Here is a 23,918-nt window from a genome sequence, read left to right as displayed (position 1 = left end):
CGGTAAGCCTGTGAATCACAATCTCTCGCTCAGTTCAATAAATTAACAGGTCCTGAGCCTAGGGTTAATAAACCAGCCTGACAGCAATTGGCCTGTGATCGGAAGCAAATACAGGCAGCACCTGCGATTCAACACAATGCATGCCGCTTACCAGGCAGCGATCAATACGAATGGGAAAAACTGAGGCCATATTGTGTGTTGGCGCTTTAGGCCCGGCGTCCTGAAAGCCAGGAACCATCGTTGGGCCAATCAGGTTAAAGTCACCCAGAATTGCACAGGGTGCAGGCATAAGTGCCGCGATACGCCTTAACTGCCGCCTGTTTAAAACCTGCCCATGCGACAAATGTACATTAGCAAGAGAAAACCCGGGATATTCAATGATCAGGGTATGACGCTTAACAACAGCCCCTGAGGGAATAATACAGGCTCGTGGCTGTCTGAGAAACTCTCTGCGGCTCCAGCAGGCAACTCCGTGAATACGCCCGGGCAAAGGAGCGCGCTCATAATAGCCGCCCATAATTTCAGGTAACAGATCAATTTCTTCAGTTGCTTCCTGCATCAGAAGAATATCAGGCTGCTCTGCCTCAATCAGCTGGGTTACATCGTGAACCGTAGCTCCTGTACGGCGCAGCAAATTCCAGCTGATAATTTTTACCGCATTGCCAGCAACATGAATATGTTCAGGTATCAGCCTTTGTTTGGGGCGCAGCATCTGCGTAAGCGGCTCTAAACGTAAACGACGGCGCATCATGAAGACACACTCCTGCTATCACTCTCAGACATAAGAGACGAGGGGCCACGCCCTGCATATTCTATCGTCAGCGTATACCCGACAGCCAGCAAAACAGGTCCTATAAACACACCTAATGCGCCAAAAGACACAACGCCACCAATGACGCCCATTATTGTAAGCAGGTAAGGCATTTTTGCACCACGGGCAATAAAAAACGGTCTGATGATATGGTCCGCTCCGGAAATAAATATAATGCCGAATAAAAGTAAAAAAATACTTTTTATTATCTGATGATCAGCCATCAGCCATATCCCTGCCGGAACCCACAACAGAGGCGCACCAATCGGAAGAACAGCCAGAAAAAATGCAATAACACCAAACATCACCGGGTCAGGAAGAGCAACGCAGCGAAAGCCAATACCTGTCAGCAGGCCCTGAATAATTGCTGTACCTAAAATTCCATACACGGTGCCACGTACCGTACCACCTATCAGATGCAGATGTCTTTCACCATGACGCCCGGCAATACGGGTTGCGATAGTGTGCAAGGCATCAACCATCGACAGGCCACTCAGCCAGAAGAAAAAAGAAATAAAGAGCGCCATAACCAGATGCAGAGCCCCACTTGCAAGCTGCATAAAAAGGGCAAATGACGCTTCAACCATTTTATCAGCATAAGGGCCTATCTCTGGCCTGAGATGGTTAATGGCATACTCCAGCCTGATCCATTTTTTGCTTAGCTCATGCCCCACCATGGGCAGTTGTGTCAGCCAGCCCGGTAACGGGGGCAGGGTATGCTGCACACTAAAAATATCCATCAGCTTTTCAGCCCAGCGCGGGCTGACTGCTATAATAGTCGAAGCCAGAAATGCCAGTGGCATAACGACGCACACACTACACAAAGCAACCATGCCCAGGCTGGCTGGCACGGGTTTCATCCGTCGCCTTAAAAACCGAAAAACAGGCCATGTTGTATAGGTAATCACTGCCGCCCACAAAATCGATTCTGACAAGGGTGTCAGAACCACAATGCAGCCAAAAGCAATAGCACCAACCAGAAGAGTCTGTAGTATCCGCTCGGTCGTAATTCCGGAAGGACCAGTCATCGTTTCAGCTAACCGTACAATTTATTTCTCTCACCCTGATCATGACCAGAATGAGCCGACATGCAAGCCGGCACCTTTATATGCCTGTTTTATATACCCTGAGGTTATGAAAAGTGATTGCAGAGAAATAAATCTTCGGTAACATCGGAGAAATATTATTTTTTCCTGCCCTGCCGCCTTCAGGGTGCTGTTTCAAAGTTGGTAACATGATGTCACCTCTTATTTCTGTGACTGCCCTGCAAAAGCATATCAGCGACCCTAAGATACATATTCTTGATGCCACGGCACTGCTTCCCGGGCAGAACTTCAACCCCCGGGAGGCATTTACCGGCAATCATATCCCCGGCAGTGCATATTTTGATATCGACCTGTTCTCAGACCCGGAAAGTACACAGCCGCACACAGCGCCGGGAGCTGCACATTTTGAACAGCACTTTGGCGCTCTGGGTATATCTCACGCTGATACGGTAGTTTTTTATGACCAGGGCAATGTTGCTTCATCCTGTCGGGGCTGGTGGCTGTGCAGATTATTTGGCCATGACAAAGTTTACGTTCTTGATGGCGGATTACCGGCCTGGGTGAACCATGATTTACCGACAGAGCAAGGCATCTCTCCGGCTAAAGCTGCCGCCGTTTATCACAGTAAGACCCACTACAGTCGCATTAAAGGGCTGGGGGATATGCTGGATTGCGTTCGTTATGGCTCGAACCCGGTTCTGGATGCCCGCTCAGCGGACAGATTTTATGGCCGCGTGCCGGAACCCAGAGCCGGAGTTGCTTCAGGCCATATGCCAGGAGCCGTAAACCTGCCTTACCAGAATGTTCTTACCCCCGACAAAACCTTCCTCAGCACCGAAAAACTATGTGATATTTTTAGTCAAGCCGGGGTCTCTGCTTCCGGTGCGCCTGCTATCACAACATGTGGCTCCGGCATGACAGCAAGTGTGCTAAGCGTTGCTCTTGCTCACGCCGGGCTGCCTCAGGGCGCACTTTATGATGGTTCGTGGGCCGAATGGGGCGCGCGCACTGATACACCTGTAACTAAAGACAAATAGCACCATGACATCAGATCATTCCGTCAAAAACGGCTGGCAGGCTCTTGCAACGCTGCTCACACATCAGGCCAGGCCGGAACAAAATGCTGCGGGCACTTCTGTAAACGTCCCCCTGACACGAGGCTCAACAGTTCTCTTCCCGACACTGGAGGATATGAACGCCAGGGGGAAGCTCCGGTATGAGCATGAATATATTTATGGTGCTATGGGCTCACCTCCGCAGCATGAACTTGAGAAAATTCTTGCGATGATAGAAGGTGGTACCCACTGTCAGACTGTCAGCTCAGGCCTTGCGGCCTGCACTATGCCTTTTCTGACCTTTCTGAAAACAGGTGATCACTGCCTGCTGCCCGACAATGTCTATGGTCCGACCAGACGCTTTGCCAACCACACACTCAAACGCTTTGGGGTAGAAACCACCTTCTACCCACCATCTCTTTCACCTGAAAAACTCCAGGCGTATTTTCGCGACAACACACGTATGCTGTTTACGGAAAGCCCAGGCAGCCATACCTTCGAAGTGCAGGATATTCCTGCACTTGCAGCACTCGCACATAAAAACAATGCTCTTCTGACACTCGACAACACCTGGGGCTTTGGCATTTTTAAACCGTTTGAGCATGGTGTTGATATCTCAGTACAGGCCCTGACCAAATACCCTTCAGGGCACTCAGATGTCATCGCCGGGGCCATTATCGTTAACACCCCTGAGCACTGGAAAATATTACGCGATACGGCCATTGAACTTGGGCAGCTTGCCGGTGCTGATGACTGCTGGCTGACATTACGCGGCCTGCGTACAATGGGTGTCAGGCTTGCGCATCAGTCTCAGTCCGCTCTGGCTATTGCTCAATGGTTAACGACCCGACCTGAAGTAAAAAAAGTTCTTCATCCGGCGCTGCCTGGCTGCCCTGGGCACGAATTCTGGAAGCGCGACTTTAAAGGCGCGGGCAGTTTATTTGGCGTCATTCTGAAAGCGGACTATGCGCAGAGCGCTATGGAGCGATTCATCAATAACCTGCAGCTTTTCGGTATTGGCGCATCATGGGGCGGATATGAAAGCCTGGTTCTGCCAACATCAGGCGGTATGATTACCCGCAATTATGAGGCCCCGACAGATGGTGCCGGGCCGTCCTTCAGGCTACAGATCGGTCTGGAAAATATCGAAGACCTTAAAGCTGATCTCTCACAGGCTTTTGTGCTTTTAAAATCATAAAATGGTCAATTAACTTCCTGACCTCGAACGATAGATCGCGGCCTCCGCAATATGCGGGGGCCCTATATTTTCTGCGCAGGCGAGATCAGCTATTGTCCGTGCAATGCGTATCATACGTGTGTAACCACGTGCTGAAAAATGAAAACGGGCCGCTATTTTCTGTGCCGTAGCTTCAGCATCGGCTGACATGCTCATGTTTTCTGGCTTTGCCTCAGCATTTTTCACATCGTCCTGCCTGACCTGCTGCCGCTTACGAGCAGCAAGCACACGCTGAGCCACAGCAGCGCTGCTTTCACCTGCTGGCCGGGCCATATAATCAAGCGGTGTGAACGGATTAAACGCTACGAACAAATCTATTCTGTCCAGCAGCGGCCCCGACAGCCGGGCCATATAATCCTCCGCACAACGCGGGGCTTTTCTGCACTCTTTTTCTGCATCACCCATATAGCCACACCGGCAGGGATTCATCGCTGCAACCAGCTGAAAACGGGCAGGGTAGGTCACATGAGCCGTTGCTCTGGCAATACTGATACGACCTGTTTCAAGCGGCTGACGTAAAGCCTCAAGCACGGTCCTTGAAAATTCAGGCAGCTCATCCAGAAACAACACACCATGATGCGCCAGGCTAATCTCTCCGGGAGCGGCTTTCATGCCTCCGCCAGTTAAAGCGGCCTGACTGGCGGAATGATGAGGGTCACGTACAGGGGGGCGCCTGAGAGGTCGCCCGCCCTGCAACAACCCGGCAGCGCTATAAATACGTGAAACCTCAAGACTTTCCTGCGCTGTTAAATCTGGCAAAAGAGAGGGCAGGCAGGCTGCAAGCATTGACTTTCCTGCACCAGGAGGACCTGAAAATAAAAGAGAGTGCCCGCCTGCAGCAGCTATTTCGAGCGCGCGCCTGCCTGTCTCCATCCCTCTGACGTCTGATAAGTCAGGGAGCTTCTCTGAGTGTGCCTCTGTTTCGGGGGAAGAAAAAACCGGCTGCGGCAAGACCTGCGCACCATTGAAGTGATTAACCAGCTCAAGCAGATTAGTCGCTGCCAGAACCGGAATATTGCCCCCACACAGAGCTTCTTCTCCCTGCGCATGCGGACAAATAAGACCCAGCGTCATTGAAGCCGCCTCAATCGCAGCTGATAAAACACCCGCGACAGGATGCAAAGAGCTGTTTAACGACAACTCTCCTAACGCTGCGAACTCAGTTATTTGTTCTGGGGGGATAATACCCATAGCGACAAGAAGAGCGAGTGCTATAGGCAGATCGAAATGTGAGCCCTCTTTAAGAAGGTCCGCCGGCACCAGATTAACAACGATACGCTTAGGGGGGAGAGATAACCCGACGGAAGCAAAGGAGGCTCTGACCCGCTCACGCGCTTCACCAACGGTTTTATTCGGCAGGCCAACAATCTGAAACGAAGGCAGACCTGTCGAGATCTGGACTTCAACCCAGACAGGCCTTGCCTCGATACCTGAAAAAGAAAAACTGCGGATACGAGCATTAATCATATCCGCATTTATTACATAAAATTAATGACCTTTATAGATCAATCTTGCGCGGATTGTACCCTCAAGAGAGCGCAGAGCGGCAAGAATACGGTCATCAAGCTCTGTGTTACGCTGGGTGTCAGCTTCAATGACAACATAACCAATTTCACCATCGGTCTGAAGAAACTGTGCGGTTACGTTACTTTTTTCCTGAAGGAAAATTTCATTGAGGCGCATCATCATGCCGGGCACATTATGGTGCACATGCATAAAGCGCGTACCTCCGGGGCTTTCAGGCAACTGAACACCCGGGAAGTTCACAGCACCAAAAGTCGAGCCAACATCAGAATACTCAACAAGCTTACGGGCTACTTCAACCCCGATACGCTCCTGCGCTTCAGCGGTAGAACCACCGATATGCGGTGTCAGAATGACATTCTCCAGGCCGAGCAGCGGAGATTCAAATTTTTCAGCCGGGCCTTTAGGCTCTTTAGGGAACACGTCAATTGCAGCACCGAGCAGGTGGCGGCTTTTGAGAGCCTCAGCAAGAGCATCCAGATCAACAACATTGCCACGTGCATTATTGATGAGAAAGGAGCCTTTTTTCATAGCCTTAATCTGGCTGGCACCCATCAGATTTTTTGTAGATGGCAACTGCGGCACATGCAGGCTGACCACATCACTTTCTGCCAGCAGTTCTTCCAGCGTATCAACGGCTCCCGCGTTGCCATGCCCCAGCTTGTCTGTCACGTCAAAATAAATAACGCGCATGCCAAAGGCTTCAGCGAGCACAGAAAGCTGTGAGCCAATAGAGCCATAGCCAACAATACCCAGAGTTTTACCGCGCACTTCCCAGCTGTCAGTCGCTGATTTATTCCAGTCACCGTTATGGCAGCCGACTGAACGGGGGAAAATACGGCGCATCAGCATAACGATTTCACCCATCACCAGTTCGGCGACAGAGCGTGTGTTACTATATGGCGCGTTAAAAACCGGAATACCGTTCATCCGGGCGGCTTCAAGGTCAACCTGATTGGTACCAATGCAGAAACAGCCGATAGCAATAAGGCGATCTGCTTTTTCTATGACCTCTTTTGTCAGCTGTGTGCGGGAACGGATCCCGACAATATGCACACCTTCAAGTGCTTTTGTAAGGGCCTCCCCCTCCAGGGCTCCCTTATGACGGACAACATTCTCGTACCCGCTGGCTTTAAGCAGCGCGACGGCACTGTCATGCACGCCTTCAAGCAGAAGAATGCGAATCTTATCCTTAGAGAGAGATAAGTGTGTATTCATGTCGGAATGACCATCCCTGTTGTGGCAACGCGATCACATATCGCATAACGAAGAAAAATTCCAGGCTCTGCCCTGTCAGATATCCTGAGAAGACCGTAACATTCTGACTGCTTTTTCATGCAGCACGGCGTTACCGGCTGCCAGTACAGTCCTGTCACCATCTGCTCTCAGGCTGCTCCCGTCCCAGGCTGTAATTTTACCACCGGCCCCCTCGATAACAGGCACAAGTGCAGCCCAGTCCCATGGGTTCATATCACATTCAGTAATGAGGTCGATCTGCCCCAGCGCAAGGAGGCCATATGCATAGCAGTCTCCCCCCCACGTCATACGAGCAGTATTCTGCTTAAGCACTTTCCAGCCTTCATGGGGTGCCATTTCAAGCATCTCGGGGGAGGTACATGACATTTCAGCCTGTGCCAGCTCATGACAGGCGCGGGTCTGTGCATTCCCTCCCAGCGGGGAAGTAAAGAGTGTTTTCTGGCCTTTTACACCCAGCCAGCGCTCCTGGGTGACAGCCTGATCGATAAGACCAATAACCGGCTCTCCATCCTCCAGCAGCGCGATCAGTGTGCCAAATAAAGGCCGGCCTGTCACAAAGGACCGTGTGCCATCAACCGGGTCGAGCAGCCAGCGATAGCGTGCCTTCTCATTCTCAAGACCGAACTCTTCACCAAACACGCCATGTTCTGGCAAAAGCTCCGCCAGTATTGCCCTCATAACCCGTTCTGCAGTGCGGTCAGCCACAGTAACCGGGCTTTTATCAGCCTTACTTACAACGTCAAAAGGTGCCCTGAACCAGGGACGAATGACTGTGCGGGCCGCATCAGCCATCATTACAGCAATATCACGAAAAAAATCGCAGGTATCAGGCTTCATGGCTCAGTCTTTACTGCGCTGGCGGTGATGCTTTTTCATCAGCATGACCAAGAGTATGAAGGAATGCGATCAGGTCAGCGCGCTGATCGGCTGAAGGCAGGCCGGGAAATGACATGCGCGTACCGGGGGCAAAATGCATGGGTGATGTCAGCCAGTCTGATAATTTCTGATCTGTCCATGACTGAGTATTCAGAGCCACCAGAGCAGGGGAGTATGAATAAACCGTCACAGACGCAATTTTTCGTCCTGCTATGCCGGCGAGGTCGGGGCCTACACTTTCCTGTCCCGCTTTAAACTGATGGCAGATGCCACAAAACTGCTGAGCCAGAACGGCACCACGTTCAGCATTGCCTTTTTTCAGCGCGACCTCTGCGGAGGCTTTTTCCACTCCAGGAACAGAAAAAGCCGGATGAGCAGGGGCCGTATCGGGCACCACGGCACTACCCGCAGCCCAGGAAACTCCTGCCATACCCAGACTAAGCACAACTGCGGCACCCAGCCTGTTAAGAAATATACTCTTCATCTTCTGCTCAACCCACGCCTCTGGTTGCGTTTCATGCGCACCTTTTCTAGACTGCAAACCGCTTCATTCTGAGGCGTCCGCTCCGCATCCTGCTGCGGGTCCAGTATTCACTGCTTAATTCAAGGCTATAATCTGTGGCTGAATATCGAGCAAGCCGATGACATCACCTCTTGTCATCATTCCTGCGAGGCTTGCCTCTACGCGCTTACCGGGCAAACCACTGGCTGATATTGCCGGGAAGCCGATGGTTTTGCATGTCATGGAAGCCGCACAGGCGGCAGGAATCGGTCCCGTCATTGTTGCCGCAGCTGACCAGGAAATCTGTGATGTCGTCATCAACGCCGGTGGTCAGGCGTGCCTGACTCCTCCTGAACTGCCATCGGGCTCAGACAGAGCCTGGCATGCAGCCCAGCTGGTGGACCCTGCCGGCAACCATGACCTGATTATTAATCTGCAGGGGGATCTGCCAACATTTGCCCCTGAGCACCTGCACACCCTGGCCCGGGTCATGGACAACCCGGCTTATGATATTGGTACACTTGTCGCTCCCATTACTTCAGATGAAGAAAAAACAGCTTTCTCTGTCGTTAAAGTGGCCTGTAACTTTCGCGAAAATGCCACCAGCGCACTCGCTCTTTATTTCTCCCGCAATGTTATTCCGTGGGGCGAAGGTGTATTCTGGCATCATGTCGGCGTGTACGGATGGCGCAGAGAGGCACTGAGGCATTTTATCAGCCTGCCCGAATCCGGCCTGGAAAAACGTGAAAAACTCGAACAGCTTCGCGCCCTTGAAGCCGGGTTATGCATTGGCTGCGGGCATATCTCTCATGCTCCCTTTGGTGTAGATACCCTCGAAGACCTTGAGCGCGCCCGCAAAGAACTGGGTAACGGCATAGCATGACAAAAAATACGATAGCTTTTCAGGGGCGTCCTGGCGCTTATTCCGATCTGGCCTGCCGCGCAGCCCGGCCGGGATGGATTACTCTGCCATGCAAAACCTTTGCTGAAGCCATTGACGCCGTGCACCAGGGGCGGGCAGAGCAGGCTATGCTGGCATGCGAAAATAGCCTGGCAGGCCGGGTTCCTGACATTCATACGTTGCTGCCTAATGCCGGCCTTTCAATTATTGGCGAGCATTTTCAGCGTGTTGAGCACTGCTTACTCGCTGTTCCAGGCACAAAGATAGAAGATATCAAGAGAGTTCACACGCATTCTGTCGCTATGGGGCAGATCATGGGACTGCTGCACGACTATAACCTCACGCCGGTTGTGGAATTTGACACTGCCGGCGCTGCAGAAATGGTTGCTGCATGGAACAACCCGGAGGAGGCTGCCGTAGCGTCAGAGCTGGCAGGCACACTCAACGGGCTGACTATTCTGAAGCATAATGTTGAAGATGCCCGACACAACACAACACGATTCTATATCGTCTCGGAAACAGCAGCCCGGCCAGCAGCTGACGGTATAAATATTATGACTACGCTTATTTTTAACGTCAGAAATATTCCCGGCGCACTCTATAAAGTGCTGGGAGGCTTTGCGACCAACAACATTAATATGACCCGCCTTGAAAGCTACATGTCGCCAGGGGATTTTGCTGCGACGCGCTTTCTGATGGATGTAGAGGGGCATCCTGAAAGTCCCTCACTTTCAAAGGCTATTGCCGAGCTTGAATTTTTCTCCCGCGAGTCAAATATCCTGGGTGTCTATGCCCAGTCGCCCTTCCGCCGGGAAATTACCGATATCACTTCTGGTACGACACGCACCACCACCACCGCCCAGGACAGCTGACAGATTATGTCTCATACACGCTTTACCGGCTCAGTTACGGCCCTTATTACTCCCATGAATCAAGACGGAAGCCTTGATTTTCCTTCTCTGGAAAAGCTGGTGGACTGGCAGGTCAAAGAAGGCACCTCGGCGTTATGTGCTATGGGCACAACCGGTGAAAGCCCTACACTTTCGCATGACGAACACCATGCTGTGGTGGAGCGAACCATCAAAATTGCAGGCGGACGGGTACCCGTTATTGCCGGAGCAGGCTCGAACAGCACAGCTGAAGCTATTGACCTGGCCAGACATGCAGAGAAAGCCGGGGCTTCTGCTGCTCTTGTTGTTACGCCTTACTATAACAAACCTACGCAGGAAGGTCTTTACCGGCATTTCACAGCAATTGCTGACGCCATTTCCATTCCTGTTATCCTCTATAACATTCCTGGTCGTTCTGTCGTTGAAATCAGCGTTGAGACGTTTGCCCGCCTGGCGAAACATGGCAATATCACCGGGGTAAAGGACGCAACAGCTAACCTTCTGCGCCCCCTTCAGCTCCGCCGTGCCATCGACAAGCCCTTTAACCAGCTCTCAGGTGAAGATGGCACAGCAGTTGCCTTCCTTGCTGCCGGCGGGGATGGCTGCATCAGCGTGACATCCAATATTGCTCCTGCTTTATGCGCTGCGGTGCAAAAAGCATGGCAACATAATAAAACAGATGAAGCCATTGCCTTACAGGATAAGCTGCTACCACTTCATGATGCACTGTTCTGTGAAAGCAATCCCGCGCCTGTAAAATACGCTGCCAGCCTTCTCGGACTGGCCGGCGAAACGACTCGTCTGCCGCTTGCCCCCCTGACAGAAACCTCACGTCAAAAGGTCAAACAAGCACTTATGGATACCGGATTACTCAGCTAATGGCCCAGAAACCTCGTAAAAGCGCGATGATCTCACACGGCATCGCCGCGCAGAATCGTAAAGGGCGCTTCAACTATGCCATTAAAGAGACAGTTGAAGCTGGCCTGGTACTTAAAGGCGCTGAAGTAAAAAGTTTACGCCTTGGGCGCGCAACAATTACAGAGGCCTATGCAGGCGAGCGTGACGGTGAGCTGTGGCTTTTTAACAGCTATATCCCGGAGTATCAGGGGGGAGTACTCTCGCGTTTTGATACGAAGGCCCCTCGCAAGCTGCTGCTGCACCGCAAGCAGGTACAAAAATACCTTGGCGCGGTTGCCAAAGAGGGCGCCACTCTGGTGCCGCTGGATATTCATTTCAATCAAAGAGGTGTTGCCAAAGTCACTCTTGGCCTTGGTGAAGGCAAGAGAAATGTCGATAAGCGACATGCTATTGCTGAGCGTGACTGGCAACGAAATAAGGCTCGGGTTTTACGTGACAAGGGCAGGGGAGACTACTGAGGAATTCTCTCTCCTGGGCTCAGTCATTTTTTATAAAATCTGACCAATAAAAAACCCCGCATAAAGCGGGGCTTTTCATTCTGATTACTCAGAAAAATCAGGCAGGGTCAACCTGAGCTGCTTCCGGGCCTTTCTGACCCTGAACAACTTTAACGTGGGTTGACTGTCCTTCATTAAGGCTGGTCAGACCTGAACGCTCAAGGGCTGAAGCGTGAACAAAAATGTCCTTGCCACCGCCATCAGGTGTAATAAAGCCAAAACCTTTTGTGGAGTTGTACCATTTAACAGTACCGCGCACTTCTTCTGCATGCGACATATCCGGAGCCGGGCGAGGCGCACGGGCAAAACCACCGCGGTTACCACCACCTGCGTTAAAACCGCCGCGTGGACGATCTGACGCTTCCTGTGCTGTCGCTGTGCTTTCGTCAACAGAGATAACCTCTGCAACCTGACGACCTTTAGGGCCCTGACCAATACGCACAACCAGAGTTGCACCTGGATTTACACCGTCATGGCCGATCTGAGAAAGGGCATTGGCATGCAGGAACACATCGCCTGAACCGTCAGACAGCTCAACAAAGCCGTAGCCTTTTTCATTGTTAAACCATTTGACTATAGCGCCAATCTCTGCGCCAGAGGCAATAACCTGCGGGCCACCACCACCAGCTGGTCTGCGGGGAGCGAAGCCCCCACGGTCACCAAAGGAAGGGCGCTCGCCATATGATGCTGGCGGTGCAGACATAAAATCATCGTCAAATCCGCCGCGGCGCGGAGAACGAGAGCTGCGGTCGGTCCTGTTACTTCTCAACGGTCTTGATCCTGGAACATGGAGACAGGTTTTACCTTCTCCAGATATTGAAAAACGGAAAGCTTGCCAAACGGCAGTGCAGGTTCCGGCATCATTTTTATAAAACTGACCATGAACTGCACGACATACACCCTTTGGAATAACTTCCTCGCGTCAACGCTAGCATAACTAACCGCAACGCCGCTACAGGAAAGCACGAAAACCAAAAGATTTGCATCATCTTTGTAAAGATACTCACAAAAACGTGAAAAAAACCTTAAAAACTTAGCGGCCAGCTGCGGAGTATGCGCATCAGTAAGGCAAATAGCAGCTTTACCTGGCACATAATTTTCAATTAATAAGGAGTCCTTGCTGATATCCTGCTGTATTAAAAATCAAAGAGAGTGATAATGCCCGCCATCGCCGCCCCTTCTGCGCTCCGGCATAAAGCCACAAAGACTCTCCTGCTGACAGGGTGCCTCTTTATAAGCGTCAGTGCTGCGAAAAGCGCGCATGCCACACCTTTACAGGACAAAACAGGGACATGGACTGTCCAGGGTGAGAACGATGCGGTCTCAACTCTGAAAGGTACATCCGATCAGTATTATACCAGTGGCCTGCGCATAAACTGGACATCGGGCACAGATACGCTTCCCGCTCCTATTGCGAAAATCAACAAAGCCATTCTGGGTGAAGGTGTGCAGCGAATCAGCATGGGTATACAGCAGCTGATCTTCACCCCAAGTGACACACAGGTTCGCAGCCCCTGGGCACCCGGGCAGCCACATAACAGTCTGTTACGCACACGCCCCTACAGCGGCGTCTTGCTGGGAACAATCAATCTCATCAACGACACCGATTTATCCCGCAGCGTTTTTGGTATTCAGGCCGGCGTTATGGGACCAGCCTCTCTGGCCAGACAGGTTCAGAACGGCTTTCACAACATGATTGGCGACACAACCAACAAAGGCTGGAGTCATCAGCTGCAGAATCAGATCATCTTCCAGGTTCAGGCTGGTCGGGTCTGGCGCCTGCCAATTGTCAAAGTCTACGGCATTGAGATGGATACCCTGCCATCAGTTGCGGCCGCAGCCGGTGATTTTCAGATTTATGGCAAAATCGGCGACATGATTCGCATCGGTCAGGGGCTAAACAGTGACTTTGGTGTTCCCACTATCACTGCATCAGGTACAGACGGAACAGATGCCTATAAAGCAACGCGTCCCTTTGCATGGTACGTCTTTGGCGGCGTAACAGGGCAGGCTGTTGCCTATGATGCCAGCCTTCAGGGCAACACAATGCGCAGCAACTCTCTGCACGTTGATAAACGGTGGGATGTTGGTGAAATTCACGCCGGTCTGGCCGTTATGTTTTACGGCCTTCGTGTTTCTTACAGCCAGGTATGGCAGACTCAGCAGTTTAAAGGAGCGCGCTCAGGCCTGTTTAACTACGGCTCTGTCATGATCTCTGCGAAATTTTAACACGAAAGCCTAAAAAATAAACTATCGATTAATTTTTAGGCAATTATTTCACTTTCCACTCAAGATAGTGTGTTTTTTGTGCAACTCAGGTTCTTTTCTGCCTCTTTTGGAGGCGAAAAAGAAACTTTACCGTAGCGGTCCGGATCTGCATCCGATACAAACAGAGGCAACACAGCGCCTCTGATAATGTAATGACAGGATGTAAGATTATGTTGCACACGAACGAAGCATCGTCCGCCTGCCAGATACTTCCATTCCAGCTGGAAATCCTCCCTCATCACCGCGACTATCTTTCACGCTGGCTCGAAGCCGGCCTGCCAATGGGCCTGTGTGATGCAGATGTATTTTCTTCGACCGAGAAACGTGCAGGCTCATCGTCTGAATATGTCGTTGTATGGGTGCGCGAGACCGCTGATCCGGCTTATAAAATTTTCTCTCTTGGCAACAAATGGGTCGTGGTCGATGCCATACGGGAAAATTCACTCGGTCAGTTTTCTTCTTTTGCAGACGCCCTGCTGATGATCCGCCCCGTGCTGCCACGTCAGGAAAAAATTGTTGCAGCAGGCTGATACCGGCTCTGCCGATATAGTTTTCACCATTTTCTGTCGCTTTACTGCATATTAAGGGCAGAAACTTATTTTAAGGGATTGCATCAAGGGCTTTCTGCTGCTGCAACAACTTTAATCTTAGCTGTGCTGCCAGGGAACCCTTGAAATGACAACCACTCTTACGCTCGCTCATCCGGAAAACACGATACATGAAGCGACTGCAGCGGCCATTATCCGCGTCATTGAAGCGCATGATATTGAACCTGAAGTCACAATTGGTCCTAAAGATATTCTCGGACAGATGCTCAGCGATGGCGAAATTGATCTGTATATCTCTGCCTGGCTGCCAGGAGCTGATGACGCCCTGATTACAAATGGTGTAACGCAGCTTGGCAATTTATTTCAGCCTGGCACGCGCTGCTATCTGCCAGACAGCAACTCAGGGTTTGCGTCGCTTAACGACCTGACAGAAAAAGAAATTCCTTTCTCTCGCACGATTATTGTACAGGATTCCCTGCGCCAGCAGGCCGAAAAAATTATTACCGCATATAACCTGAATGAAGCCGGTTTCACCCTGCAGAGCATGCCAGACGATCAGGCTCTTTCAGCTCTCGCAGACGCGTTAGATAACAATACCGCGTCCCTCATGATTCTGACCGATCCGTGCTTCCTCCTTCATCAGGCCAGCCTGTCATCCCTTGATGAGCCAAAAAACGTTCTTCCTCAGAATAAAGCTGCCCATATGCTGCTTCGCCCGGGCCTCGCTGAAGAAATGGATATTGACCTGCGCGACGAACTTGATGAACTTATGCTCAGCACTAAGATCATCAGCGCCATGGATTACGCCATGCGCACAGAGGGTCTCTCTGCTGATGAAGCGGCTGAGGCATGGCAGCGTGGCAAACTGATTCCGCGCTAAAAGGGGAGCGGACCTTGTCACAACACAACACAACTGATGAGCGCGACAATAGTCTGGCTGCACAGTATGAGTCTTATCCTTACCCTGAGCGCAACCCGCTGGACGAACGAAAAAGGCTGCTGATTGGCAGCCCCAGTCACCTCAGAGAAATCGATTACTGGGTTTTCAAAGCGAGGCGACCACGCACGACCCCACTGAACGTATTGATCGCGGGATGTGGCACAGGTGATGCCGCCATTATGCTTGCGACACACATGACACGTGCTGACCGTTCGGGTGAGGTGCTTTGTCTTGACCGCTCCGATAAAGCGTTATCTGTAGCAAAAGCACGGGCGACAGAGCGAAAACTTACAAATATCCGCTTCATTCAGGCTTCGATAGATCAGATTCCCTCTCTTAATCTCGGGCTGTTTGACTATATCGACTGCTGCGGTGTGCTCCACCATCTTCCTGACCCTGAAGCCGCGTTACAAATACTGAATAACTCCCTTGCTGCTGATGGCGGCATGGGCCTTATGGTCTATGCACCTTATGGCCGAACGGGGGTTTATATGCTGCAGGATGCGTTGCAACAGCTTGCACCTGTAAGCGACGCGCCAAAAACACGGTTGGATATTGCACGTCGCGTTATGCGTTATCTGCCGGCAACCGCCTGGCTCCGCCAGAATGGTAATTTCGGCGATCATCTGAGCGGTGGTGATGCTGGCTTGTATGATCTCCTCCTCAACCCGAGAGACCGCGCTTATACCGCACCCAGGTTTCTTGATCTGATCGACAACGCCGGTCTGAAAACAGCATGCCTGCTTGAGCCTGCGCGTTATAATCCATCGCTCTTCCTGCCCGACGCAAAATTACGCACTGTCATTTCTTCTCTCAGCTTCAGAGAGCAGGCGGCTCTTGCCGAATCTCTCGCAGGGAACATGGCCACTCATGTTGCCTATGTCGTAAAAAATACTAACCCGACATTGCCACCGGATTTTATGGCCCATGATTCTGTGCCGGTCATGAGAGAAATCCCCGGTACAGAACTCGCGATGCAAATGACGCCTGATCATATATTACCATTTTCCTTTGGTACGCTGGTGGTTCCCATCGCTCTTCCGCCTCAGGCACGTGGTATTTTACCTTTAATTGATGGCGTTCGGTCTGTCGGTGACATTGCACAGATTCTTGCAACCCGGGGCGTTCCTGACACTAAATTCGAGACAGTATGGCGTGAAACTTTCTCCGTTCTTGAAAGTCTCAACCGCGTACTGCTTCAGGCTCCGTCATAAGCAACGCACCTGATATCATCTTCTATAATATCAGAGGCAATGCTATGCGAAGGTCTTCGCTTCCATAACAAACACCATCCATTTTTGAGCAAAGTAAAAAGACTATGACCGTTTATGCTTTTGTTTTTCCGGGGCAGGGCAGCCAGTCAGTTGGCATGGGTGCTGACCTTGCAGCCGCTTTTCCCGCAGCCCGCGCTGTCTTTGAGGAAGTTGATGAGGCTCTGGGCGAAAAGCTTTCGAAGGTCATCTTTGAGGGACCGGCCGAAACTTTAACTGCAACAGATAATGCACAGCCAGCCCTTATGGCTGTTTCAATGGCTGTTTTACGGGTTCTTGAAACTGAAGGTGGTCTTGACCTTAAAAAGAAAGCCACTTTTCTGGCGGGGCACTCACTGGGAGAATATGCCGCACTTGCCGCCGGACGCTCACTGAACATAGCAGAGACGGCACGTTTGCTGCGCCTTCGTGGTCAGGCTATGCAGAAAGCCGTGCCGGCAGGTGAGGGTGCTATGGCTGCTATTATTGGCGCAACCCCTGAGCAGGTAAGAGAAATCTGTAAAGCTGCCAGCAGTGACGGAATTGTTGAAATCGCAAATGATAATGGTGGCGGGCAGACTGTTATTTCAGGGCAGACTGACGGCATTGAGAAAGCCATTCTCATAGCGAAAGAAATGAAAATTAAACGTGCTCTGAAACTGCCCGTCTCAGCCCCGTTTCATTGCTCCATGATGCGTCCGGCCCAGGAAACGATGGCTGAAGCTCTGGCTAAAGCCCCTGTTATGCCACCGGTCGTACCTGTTATTGCTAACGTCACCGCCGAGCAGGAAACGGATACTCAAACGATTCGTACAAACCTGATCAACCAGGTCACCGGGCAGGTTCGCTGGCGCGAAAGTGTGGAAAATATGGTATCTGCCGGCGTTGAGTCTTTTATTGAAATCGGAGCAGGCAAAGTGCTCTCCGGGCTGATTCGCCGGATCAGCAGCGAATCATCTGTTCTTTCCGTCGGCACACCGGCTGATATAGAAAATTTTCTGAAAACACTTTAATAAAACACGTTAATTATAAGAGGAAAATTGCAGAATATGTTTAATCTGGAAGGAAAAGTTGCTCTGATCACCGGCGCGACAGGTGGTATAGGCAGCGCTATTGCAACAACACTCCATGAGCATGGCGCTCATGTTGTTCTTACCGGCACGCGTGAACTGGTTTTACAGACGCACGCAGAAATGCTGGGTGACCGCCGCGCCAGCTACGTTGTCGCTAATCTTTCCTCCCCCGAAGAAGCCGACACTCTGATTGCCCGCGCTGAAGAAGCCGCAGGGGCTCCTGTTGATATTCTTATCAATAATGCCGGTCTGACACGCGATAATCTTGCCATTCGCATGAAGGACGAAGAATGGGATCAGGTAATTAATCTCGATTTGTCTTCTCCTTTCCGTTTATGCCGTGCTGCCCTGAAAGGTATGCTCCGCAAAAGAAAAGGACGCATTGTCAATATTGCCTCAATCGTGGGGGCAACAGGCAATCCTGGTCAGGCCAATTACTCTGCCGCCAAAGCTGGTCTGATCGGCATGAGCAAATCTCTTGCTCAGGAAGTCGGCTCACGCGGTGTGACGGTTAACGTCATTGCCCCGGGTTTTATTGATACCCCGATGACAAGTGTACTGACGGATGCCCAGAAAGAAAAACTTCTGGCAAAAATTCCGCTGGGAACGCTCGGTGAGCCAAAGGATATTGCAGCAGCAGCACTTTATCTGTGCTCTGATGAGGCCAGATGGGTGACAGGCGCTGTACTACACGTCAACGGCGGCATGGCAATGCTCTGACTTTCAGATAACAGCCCATAGAAATCGTGCTTTTTTTTTTCAAATATGCCAGGTAGACATATATGATGTTCTTGCATGAAACCATCTGGAATATATTTTGAGTGGTTGATACTGGCTTGTGTATAAAAAACATGCTATGGGCCGGCACTCTTGTTTTGCGTGGCTATGAGCGTTAAGGCTCAGACCGTAAGTTGCATCAGGATACGACGGACCGCTTTAGGTTCGGATAACCAGTCCCAATTATATATTGGGCACACAGGAAATAGATACAAATGAGCGAAATCGCTGACAAAGTTAAGAAAATCGTCGTTGAACATCTTGGCGTTGAAGAGAGCAAAGTAACACCTGAAGCGTCTTTTATTGACGATCTGGGTGCAGACAGCCTCGACACCGTTGAGCTGGTAATGGCTTTCGAAGAAGCTTTTAATGTCGAAATCCCTGAAGATGCAGCTGAAAAAATCGCAACAGTAAAAGATGCGATCGATTATATCGAAAAACAAAAAGCTGCCTGAAATAAGTATTAGCTTATTCAGGTCTTTAAGAGGGTCCCTCTGATCTGTTGAGGGACCACATTAATTATTTAAATGTGGAGCCATTTCATTTGCGACATTCAGCCAAGGACCGTAGACGCGTTGTCGTTACAGGCATGGGCATTGTGGGGCCTCTGGGCCTCGGCGTAGAGAACGTATGGTCTCGTCTGATTGCTGGTGAAAGCGGTATCGCTCAGATCAGCGCATTTGATCCTGCCGGTCTTCCCTGTCATGTCGCTGGTGAAGTGCCTGAAGGGCCAGCCGCAGAGGGAAAATTAACTCTCTCTGAGTGGATTTCCACCAAAGACCAGCGTAAAATGGACCGTTTCATCTGTATGGGGATGATTGCGGCCACAGAAGCTGTTCAGGATTCCGGCTGGGTACCATCAACTGAAGAAGAGCGTTGCGCAACAGGTGTAATGATCGGCTCAGGCATTGGTGGTCTGCAGACGATTTATGAAACATCATTACAGGTTGCAGAAGGTCGCGCTAACCGCGTTTCACCTTTCTTTATTCCATCAGCTCTGATTAATCTGGTTTCAGGTCATGTTTCTATTAAATATGGCTTTAAAGGACCTAACCACGCTGTGGTAACAGCATGTGCCTCAGGTGTACATGCTATTGGCGATGCTGCTAAAATCATTGCTCTGGGCGAAGCTGATGTAATGGTTGCAGGCGGCACGGAAGCTGCTGTCTGTAAATTAGGCATTGCAGGGTTTTGTGCAACAAAAGCGCTTTCAACCAGTTTCAACGACACGCCTCAGAAGGCATCCCGTCCATGGGACAAAGACCGCGATGGCTTTGTAATGGGAGAGGGTGCCGGGGTTGTTGTGCTCGAAGAATACGAGCACGCCAAAGCCCGCGGTGCAAAAATTTATGCTGAAGTTATCGGCTATGGCATGTCTGGCGATGCTTATCATATTACAGCACCGGCAGAAGGGCATGATGGTGCTTTCCGCGCTATGACTGCCGCCCTGAAAAGTGCAGATATCACAGCCTCTGATATCAACTATGTTAATGCTCATGGCACTTCAACCATGGCAGATGATCTGGAGCTTGAAGCTGTTGAGCGTCTGTTTGGTGATTCTGCCAGGTCTCTGGCTATGTCATCAACGAAATCAGCAACCGGGCATCTGCTGGGTGCAGCTGGCGCTATCGAAGCGATTTTCAGCATGCTTGCCATTCGTGACAATGTTGCCCCACCTACACTGAACCTCGATAATCCATCTCGTGAGAGTGTGATCGATCGGGTAGCGCATACTGCGCAGCAGAGAAAAATTGATGTGGCACTTTCTAACAGCTTTGGCTTTGGTGGCACCAATGCCAGTCTGATTGTACGTCGCGTCTGATAAAGTTTTTTATTTCTGCCGGAAATTAAAAACTAATGCGTAAATTTTTCGTCCTTTTGTGCTTTCTGCTCCTTGCCGGAGCAGGAGGCACATTTTTTTTGCTTAAAAAAGCATATGTCGTACCAGGTCCACTAAGACAGGACACCGCAGTACTGGTACACCATGGCGATCACGCCCGCATTATTAATACACTGCAGCATGAAGGCGTTATCCCTCAGGGGGGCCTCTATGCACGCCTGACCTCTTTCTTTATTTTCCTTACAAAAAAAGACGGGCAGCTACACGCTGCAGAACTTCTTTTCCCTGCCCATGCTTCTATAAAACAAACACTTTCTGTTTTACGTCATGGCCGCCCTATTATGCATAAGCTGACAATTCCGGAAGGTTTATCAGCCGCACAGATACAGGCATTAATTAATAACGCCTCTTTTCTGAACGGACATATAGCAAGACCAGGAGAAGGGAGTGTACTGCCTCAGACCTATCTTTACCTGCGCAATACCTCTCGTGATGAACTTCTGAAACGCACTCAGGAGGCTATGACCCACGCCGTAGAGAAAATCTGGGAAGATCGCGAGGCAGATGAAAAAATACCGGACAAAAATGCGCTGATCACTCTGGCATCTCTTATCGAAAAAGAAACTTCTGTGCCGTCTGAACGCTCTAAGGTCGCTGGTGTTTTCCTTAACCGCCTGCACAAGGGGATGAAACTACAGACTGACCCTGCCGTGATTTTTTCTCTTACTAATGGACTGGAGCCACTTGACCGGCCTTTAACACATGCTGATTTACAGATCGAAAGTCCCTATAATACTTATCTGCATAAAGGGCTGCCTCCCGGGCCAGTCTGCTCACCTGGTTTTTCCTCTCTTTATGCTGCAGCGCATCCGGCAAAAAGTTCAGACCTGTATTTTATGGCAACAGGTGAGGGAGGTCATAATTTTACGAATGACCTTAAAGAGCATAATAAAAATGTTGAAAATTATTATCGAAATAAAAGAAAATAAGGGTTTTTTCAGGTAAAAGAAAAAACCCTTTATGCGTTAAAGGCTACTTAGCCGGAGACAAAGTTTCACTTTTTACCGTGCCAACACCTTTAGATGCTGAGTAAGAAGGCACTGTGTCAGATACAACTGCATCTGAGGCCGCAGCAGAGGCCTTCACCGCCGATGTCGCCTGCTTAACGCCTGCGAGCTTGCTGTAACGCATCAGTACACTTCGCAGCGGATCGGCACCCTGATTATTAACTCTCATTGTAATGAGAATATCTTCCGGGCCAACAACCTGTTTATAATATTGCCGGTTTGCATCGCTGTTTACTTTCAGCTTGCTGCCACCGATTGAAACTCCGGCAAAAGCTCCCTGCGATTTCTGTGCAACATAAATGTCAGTATTTCTGGCTCCGGCGTTACCTGCTTCAGCATTCGTGCTGATCGTTGCAAAATTTGCACTGGCATTCGCATTAAACTGAAACTGACTGTCAAGCAGAGCCTGCAGCCCGCGATCTGTCATAATAAAGAACATCGTCTGAGAGTTCTGAATGCCCAGCTGAATACCAAAAGATCCGGAGCTCATTGTATAAAATGCCGGATCAGACCATGAGCCCCGGGCATCACGTGCCAGCAGTACGCAACCACCGCCAGAGCCACCGAACACGACTGACATTCTGAAAATTGAAGGGCAGATCATGACAGCACGCGCTTTTGCCAGATCAACCGCAACAGCACTGGTCGGCTTCACCCCAAGAAAAATATCCTGAACAGTCAGAGCGGCTTTATCAACCAGTGTCTGATAATCCTGAGCTGCGCTCGCATGGGACGGAGAAGAGCCGGAAAGGGCCACTGCACCGACAGCTAAAGCACAAGCAGAAAAACGACGAACTGACCGCATAATTATGATCTCCATATACCCGGGCAGAAAAACATCTGGTGTGTTTTTCCTTTGATTTTATTAAGCTAACAGAGAGAGGATGAACTGTAACCTCTTATTCAAGAGGAATATTCACTGCCTCAGAAAGAGGGCGGGCAATATGAGGTGCCGCAGCCAGAATAGTTGCGGCACCGGTTAACCCGCCTGTTTTCAGGAAGGGAGAAACGCAGGCTCCCGCTTCAGCCAGCAAAGGCAGGGCAGCGGCAACATCCCATAAGTTAATAACAATCTCGACATACCCATCGAGACGACCACAGGCAACATCTGCCAGTGCCAGAGCGCCGGACCCGCCTGAGCGAGGCATAGCACCCAGCCCCATAATGGCATCAGTTTTTTCAATAAAAACATCTTTGGGAACGCGATTACTCCAGCCCATTTCAATCATGGCACTGGCCGGATCTTTAACCGAAGAAGCGTGAATGCGCCTGCCGTTAAGAAATGCTCCATGTCCTCGCAGCGCTGTATATACTTCACCCAGAGCAGGCGCCTCTATCACGCCGGCAACTGGCTCATCACCTTCAAGCAGCCCCAGAGAGACACACCAGCGATTGCGACCACGCGCATAGTTTGATGTCCCGTCAATCGGGTCGACAACCCAGCGCAGAGCACCGGCACGTACGACACCTTCTTCCTCCCCCTGAAAACCATCATCAGGGAATAACGTTTTCATCCGCTCTGCAATAAAGGCCTCAACGGCACCGTCAGTCTCTGTCAGCCAGTCCTGGGAAGATTTCTGCGTTGCAACCGGCCCGCCTGAAGGAGGGCGCATCGACATAGCAAGACGAGCTGCATCACTTACAACTGCGCGCGCTGCCTCCAGACGATAAGCAACAGAGGGGCTCAGAACAGAAGACATACCATGCACTCCGACATATAAATTCAGCTGGGATCTGTCTCAGCGTGTTTTACGATATAACGATTTAGGCCAGCGCCGATGTAACCACAACCAGCTTTCAGGCTTTTGTCTTACCCAGCTTTCAAGGCGGTCATTAATCATCTGCACTAATGTTGCCAGATCCTGCTGTTTATCGCCTGTTTGCGGCAAAACCATGGGCGGCTCAACCACAATACGCAAACGGGCAGGGCCAAGACGCACAACATACCCCGGAATAACCGGGCAACGATATTTAAGTGCCATACTGGCCAGTGCAGGGGCCGTCATAGCCGGCAGACCAAATAAGCGCGCTTCTATGCCGTCATTCATTTTCTGATCAACCAGCATGCCCAGCCTGCCACTTTTTGCCACATAACGTAAAGCCGCCCTGGCGCCCTCAGCTCCTTTAGCAAATAATGGCACAGGGTCGGGGCCCATCGCGGCATCACGCAAAGAACGGATCATCGCATCAACCTTCCGGTTGCCCGCCGCTCTGTAAAACGAAGCAAAAGGAGTGCCGTAGCGTGCAACCGCCGGGGGCAGCATCTCCCAGTTTCCTATATGGCCTGAAACAAACAGAACAGGCCCCTGATGTTGAGCCAGTGCCTTCAGATGCTCAGCTCCCTGCACCTCATAACCAGGCTGCCCCTCAGGCGTATTTTCTCTGAGTGTGGAAAGATGAGGAAACTCGCCAGCAGTACGCCCAAGGTTTTCCCATACTCCACGAATAATATCCTGCCTTTGCTTTGATGTCAGCTCAGGCATAGCCATCTGCAAATTACGGTCAGCAATTTTTGACGGCGGCAGAAACGGACCAAGAAGCCGGCAAAATTTTCCGGCTATGTCTGAAGCCCTCACAGGACCTGCTTTTTTCAGGCATGCCAGCACAACAGAGCAAAGCAGAGCCTCAGCTTTCATCAGAG

Annotated in this window: 26 protein-coding genes; 15 read left to right on the top strand and 11 right to left on the bottom strand. The window is 50.8% G+C overall.

Annotated elements, in window-relative coordinates; genetic code table 11:
• Nucleotides 1–64: 64 nt before the first annotated feature.
• Nucleotides 65–712, bottom strand: coding sequence for an endonuclease/exonuclease/phosphatase family protein (locus HK11_RS04945; protein ID WP_086554244.1), 648 nt, complete (start codon nt 710–712; stop codon nt 65–67).
• Between the two features lie 35 nt (nt 713–747).
• A complete protein-coding gene (locus tag HK11_RS04940; RefSeq protein ID WP_086554220.1) occupies nt 748–1,839 on the bottom strand; it encodes an AI-2E family transporter in 1,092 nt (363 codons plus the stop codon).
• A 206-nt stretch (nt 1,840–2,045) separates the two neighbouring features.
• On the opposite strand from HK11_RS04940, the gene HK11_RS04935 reads away from it, so the two are divergent.
• Together HK11_RS04935 and metC are read left to right on the top strand one after the other, a co-directional pair.
• Nucleotides 2,046–2,894, top strand: coding sequence for a sulfurtransferase (locus HK11_RS04935; protein WP_233133319.1), 849 nt, complete (start codon nt 2,046–2,048; stop codon nt 2,892–2,894).
• Between the two features lie 4 nt (nt 2,895–2,898).
• Entirely contained in the window at nt 2,899–4,110 is a 1,212-nt protein-coding gene (metC, locus tag HK11_RS04930; RefSeq protein ID WP_086554219.1) for a cystathionine beta-lyase, read from the top strand.
• A 9-nt stretch (nt 4,111–4,119) separates the two neighbouring features.
• Here metC and HK11_RS04925 read toward each other — a convergent pair whose 3' ends face one another.
• The 4 genes from HK11_RS04925 to HK11_RS04910 form a co-directional block, all read right to left on the bottom strand.
• The gene (locus tag HK11_RS04925) at nt 4,120–5,616 is read right to left on the bottom strand and encodes a YifB family Mg chelatase-like AAA ATPase (protein ID WP_086554218.1); all 1,497 of its coding nucleotides are present in this window, start codon (nt 5,614–5,616) and stop codon (nt 4,120–4,122) included.
• A 21-nt stretch (nt 5,617–5,637) separates the two neighbouring features.
• Nucleotides 5,638–6,891, bottom strand: a complete 1,254-nt coding sequence (serA, locus tag HK11_RS04920) for a phosphoglycerate dehydrogenase (protein ID WP_086554217.1) — start codon at nt 6,889–6,891, stop codon at nt 5,638–5,640.
• A 75-nt stretch (nt 6,892–6,966) separates the two neighbouring features.
• On the bottom strand, nt 6,967–7,767 hold the full coding sequence (locus tag HK11_RS04915) for an inositol monophosphatase family protein (protein ID WP_086554216.1): 801 nt from the start codon (nt 7,765–7,767) through the stop codon (nt 6,967–6,969).
• Nucleotides 7,768–7,777: 10 nt separating this feature from the next.
• Entirely contained in the window at nt 7,778–8,290 is a 513-nt protein-coding gene (locus tag HK11_RS04910) for a cytochrome c family protein (RefSeq protein WP_086554242.1), read from the bottom strand.
• A gap of 157 nt (nt 8,291–8,447) precedes the next feature.
• Here HK11_RS04910 and HK11_RS04905 point away from each other — a divergent pair, with 157 nt between their 5' ends.
• From HK11_RS04905 to smpB, 4 genes are read left to right on the top strand one after another with little or no spacing between them, the layout of a single operon-like run.
• A complete protein-coding gene (locus HK11_RS04905; RefSeq protein WP_086554215.1) occupies nt 8,448–9,191 on the top strand; it encodes a 3-deoxy-manno-octulosonate cytidylyltransferase in 744 nt (247 codons plus the stop codon).
• Nucleotides 9,188–10,081 carry a prephenate dehydratase gene (locus HK11_RS04900; RefSeq protein ID WP_086554214.1) on the top strand — a complete coding sequence of 298 codons (894 nt, stop codon included), beginning with the start codon at nt 9,188–9,190 and terminating at the stop codon, nt 10,079–10,081. The genes HK11_RS04905 and HK11_RS04900 overlap by 4 nt, the downstream gene beginning before the upstream one ends.
• A 6-nt stretch (nt 10,082–10,087) precedes the next feature.
• On the top strand, nt 10,088–10,978 hold the full coding sequence (gene dapA / locus HK11_RS04895) for a 4-hydroxy-tetrahydrodipicolinate synthase (RefSeq protein WP_086554213.1): 891 nt from the start codon (nt 10,088–10,090) through the stop codon (nt 10,976–10,978).
• Nucleotides 10,978–11,475, top strand: a complete 498-nt coding sequence (gene smpB, locus HK11_RS04890; protein ID WP_086554212.1) for an SsrA-binding protein SmpB — start codon at nt 10,978–10,980, stop codon at nt 11,473–11,475. The genes dapA and smpB overlap by 1 nt, the downstream gene beginning before the upstream one ends.
• A 97-nt stretch (nt 11,476–11,572) precedes the next feature.
• On the opposite strand, the gene HK11_RS12710 is transcribed toward smpB, so the two are convergent.
• Together HK11_RS12710 and HK11_RS04880 are read right to left on the bottom strand one after the other, a co-directional pair.
• Nucleotides 11,573–12,283 carry a cold-shock protein gene (locus HK11_RS12710; RefSeq protein WP_086554211.1) on the bottom strand — a complete coding sequence of 237 codons (711 nt, stop codon included), beginning with the start codon at nt 12,281–12,283 and terminating at the stop codon, nt 11,573–11,575.
• The gene (locus tag HK11_RS04880) at nt 12,280–12,606 is read right to left on the bottom strand and encodes a hypothetical protein (RefSeq protein WP_086554210.1); all 327 of its coding nucleotides are present in this window, start codon (nt 12,604–12,606) and stop codon (nt 12,280–12,282) included. Before HK11_RS04880 ends, HK11_RS12710 begins: the two co-directional genes overlap by 4 nt.
• A 66-nt stretch (nt 12,607–12,672) precedes the next feature.
• Here HK11_RS04880 and HK11_RS04875 point away from each other — a divergent pair, with 66 nt between their 5' ends.
• The 9 genes from HK11_RS04875 to mltG all read left to right on the top strand — a co-directional run bounded on the left by HK11_RS04875 (nt 12,673) and on the right by mltG (nt 21,199).
• Nucleotides 12,673–13,743, top strand: coding sequence for a lipid A deacylase LpxR family protein (locus tag HK11_RS04875; RefSeq protein WP_086554209.1), 1,071 nt, complete (start codon nt 12,673–12,675; stop codon nt 13,741–13,743).
• Between the two features lie 209 nt (nt 13,744–13,952).
• Complete coding sequence (locus HK11_RS04870) at nt 13,953–14,312, top strand: hypothetical protein (RefSeq protein WP_086554208.1); 360 nt, start codon at nt 13,953–13,955, stop codon at nt 14,310–14,312.
• 145 nt (nt 14,313–14,457) lie between these two features.
• Entirely contained in the window at nt 14,458–15,210 is a 753-nt protein-coding gene (locus HK11_RS04865) for a glycine betaine ABC transporter substrate-binding protein (RefSeq protein ID WP_086554207.1), read from the top strand.
• 14 nt (nt 15,211–15,224) lie between these two features.
• On the top strand, nt 15,225–16,484 hold the full coding sequence (locus HK11_RS04860) for a class I SAM-dependent methyltransferase (protein ID WP_233133317.1): 1,260 nt from the start codon (nt 15,225–15,227) through the stop codon (nt 16,482–16,484).
• 104 nt (nt 16,485–16,588) lie between these two features.
• A complete protein-coding gene (gene fabD / locus HK11_RS04855; protein ID WP_086554205.1) occupies nt 16,589–17,533 on the top strand; it encodes an ACP S-malonyltransferase in 945 nt (314 codons plus the stop codon).
• A gap of 36 nt (nt 17,534–17,569) precedes the next feature.
• Nucleotides 17,570–18,313: a 3-oxoacyl-[acyl-carrier-protein] reductase gene (fabG, locus tag HK11_RS04850; protein ID WP_086554204.1), complete on the top strand. Its 744-nt coding sequence runs from the start codon at nt 17,570–17,572 to the stop codon at nt 18,311–18,313.
• Nucleotides 18,314–18,585: 272 nt separating this feature from the next.
• The gene (locus HK11_RS04845; RefSeq protein ID WP_006557907.1) at nt 18,586–18,825 is read left to right on the top strand and encodes an acyl carrier protein; all 240 of its coding nucleotides are present in this window, start codon (nt 18,586–18,588) and stop codon (nt 18,823–18,825) included.
• 89 nt (nt 18,826–18,914) lie between these two features.
• Entirely contained in the window at nt 18,915–20,192 is a 1,278-nt protein-coding gene (fabF, locus tag HK11_RS04840; RefSeq protein WP_255375961.1) for a beta-ketoacyl-ACP synthase II, read from the top strand.
• A gap of 98 nt (nt 20,193–20,290) precedes the next feature.
• Nucleotides 20,291–21,199 (top strand): endolytic transglycosylase MltG, encoded by a 909-nt coding sequence (gene mltG / locus HK11_RS04835; protein WP_233133315.1) that lies wholly within the window; start codon nt 20,291–20,293, stop codon nt 21,197–21,199.
• A 43-nt stretch (nt 21,200–21,242) separates the two neighbouring features.
• Here the strand turns inward: mltG and HK11_RS04830 are convergent, their stop codons facing one another.
• The 3 genes from HK11_RS04830 to HK11_RS04820 form a co-directional block, all read right to left on the bottom strand.
• The gene (locus tag HK11_RS04830; RefSeq protein WP_086554241.1) at nt 21,243–22,082 is read right to left on the bottom strand and encodes a lipid-binding SYLF domain-containing protein; all 840 of its coding nucleotides are present in this window, start codon (nt 22,080–22,082) and stop codon (nt 21,243–21,245) included.
• A gap of 94 nt (nt 22,083–22,176) precedes the next feature.
• Nucleotides 22,177–22,977, bottom strand: coding sequence for an inositol monophosphatase family protein (locus HK11_RS04825; RefSeq protein ID WP_086554201.1), 801 nt, complete (start codon nt 22,975–22,977; stop codon nt 22,177–22,179).
• A 39-nt stretch (nt 22,978–23,016) separates the two neighbouring features.
• Nucleotides 23,017–23,913, bottom strand: a complete 897-nt coding sequence (locus tag HK11_RS04820; RefSeq protein WP_086554240.1) for a lauroyl acyltransferase — start codon at nt 23,911–23,913, stop codon at nt 23,017–23,019.
• Nucleotides 23,914–23,918 lie beyond the last annotated feature (5 nt).

It is taken from the genome of Acetobacter sp. DmW_043 (assembly GCF_002153485.1).
Lineage (GTDB): Bacteria > Pseudomonadota > Alphaproteobacteria > Acetobacterales > Acetobacteraceae > Acetobacter > Acetobacter thailandicus.
This window is presented reverse-complemented; position numbering and strand designations above follow the sequence as displayed.

Excerpts from the sequence above, each read along its gene's own strand:
- HK11_RS04900 (WP_086554214.1), top strand. The coding sequence starts at position 9,188 with ATGACAAAAAATACGATAGCTTTTCAGGGGCGTCCTGGCGCTTATTCC.
- HK11_RS04820 (WP_086554240.1), bottom strand. The coding sequence starts at position 23,913 with ATGAAAGCTGAGGCTCTGCTTTGCTCTGTTGTGCTGGCATGCCTGAAA.
- serA (WP_086554217.1), bottom strand. The coding sequence starts at position 6,891 with ATGAATACACACTTATCTCTCTCTAAGGATAAGATTCGCATTCTTCTG.
- HK11_RS04830 (WP_086554241.1), bottom strand. The coding sequence starts at position 22,082 with ATGCGGTCAGTTCGTCGTTTTTCTGCTTGTGCTTTAGCTGTCGGTGCA.
- HK11_RS04940 (WP_086554220.1), bottom strand. The coding sequence starts at position 1,839 with ATGACTGGTCCTTCCGGAATTACGACCGAGCGGATACTACAGACTCTT.
- HK11_RS04910 (WP_086554242.1), bottom strand. The coding sequence starts at position 8,290 with ATGAAGAGTATATTTCTTAACAGGCTGGGTGCCGCAGTTGTGCTTAGT.
- HK11_RS04935 (WP_233133319.1), top strand. The coding sequence starts at position 2,046 with ATGATGTCACCTCTTATTTCTGTGACTGCCCTGCAAAAGCATATCAGC.
- fabG (WP_086554204.1), top strand. The coding sequence starts at position 17,570 with ATGTTTAATCTGGAAGGAAAAGTTGCTCTGATCACCGGCGCGACAGGT.
- HK11_RS04945 (WP_086554244.1), bottom strand. The coding sequence starts at position 712 with ATGCTGCGCCCCAAACAAAGGCTGATACCTGAACATATTCATGTTGCT.
- smpB (WP_086554212.1), top strand. The coding sequence starts at position 10,978 with ATGGCCCAGAAACCTCGTAAAAGCGCGATGATCTCACACGGCATCGCC.
- dapA (WP_086554213.1), top strand. The coding sequence starts at position 10,088 with ATGTCTCATACACGCTTTACCGGCTCAGTTACGGCCCTTATTACTCCC.
- fabD (WP_086554205.1), top strand. The coding sequence starts at position 16,589 with ATGACCGTTTATGCTTTTGTTTTTCCGGGGCAGGGCAGCCAGTCAGTT.
- HK11_RS04925 (WP_086554218.1), bottom strand. The coding sequence starts at position 5,616 with ATGATTAATGCTCGTATCCGCAGTTTTTCTTTTTCAGGTATCGAGGCA.
- HK11_RS04870 (WP_086554208.1), top strand. The coding sequence starts at position 13,953 with ATGTTGCACACGAACGAAGCATCGTCCGCCTGCCAGATACTTCCATTC.
- HK11_RS04905 (WP_086554215.1), top strand. The coding sequence starts at position 8,448 with ATGACATCACCTCTTGTCATCATTCCTGCGAGGCTTGCCTCTACGCGC.
- HK11_RS04915 (WP_086554216.1), bottom strand. The coding sequence starts at position 7,767 with ATGAAGCCTGATACCTGCGATTTTTTTCGTGATATTGCTGTAATGATG.
- HK11_RS04825 (WP_086554201.1), bottom strand. The coding sequence starts at position 22,977 with ATGTCTTCTGTTCTGAGCCCCTCTGTTGCTTATCGTCTGGAGGCAGCG.
- HK11_RS04845 (WP_006557907.1), top strand. The coding sequence starts at position 18,586 with ATGAGCGAAATCGCTGACAAAGTTAAGAAAATCGTCGTTGAACATCTT.
- HK11_RS04865 (WP_086554207.1), top strand. The coding sequence starts at position 14,458 with ATGACAACCACTCTTACGCTCGCTCATCCGGAAAACACGATACATGAA.
- metC (WP_086554219.1), top strand. The coding sequence starts at position 2,899 with ATGACATCAGATCATTCCGTCAAAAACGGCTGGCAGGCTCTTGCAACG.
- HK11_RS04875 (WP_086554209.1), top strand. The coding sequence starts at position 12,673 with ATGCCCGCCATCGCCGCCCCTTCTGCGCTCCGGCATAAAGCCACAAAG.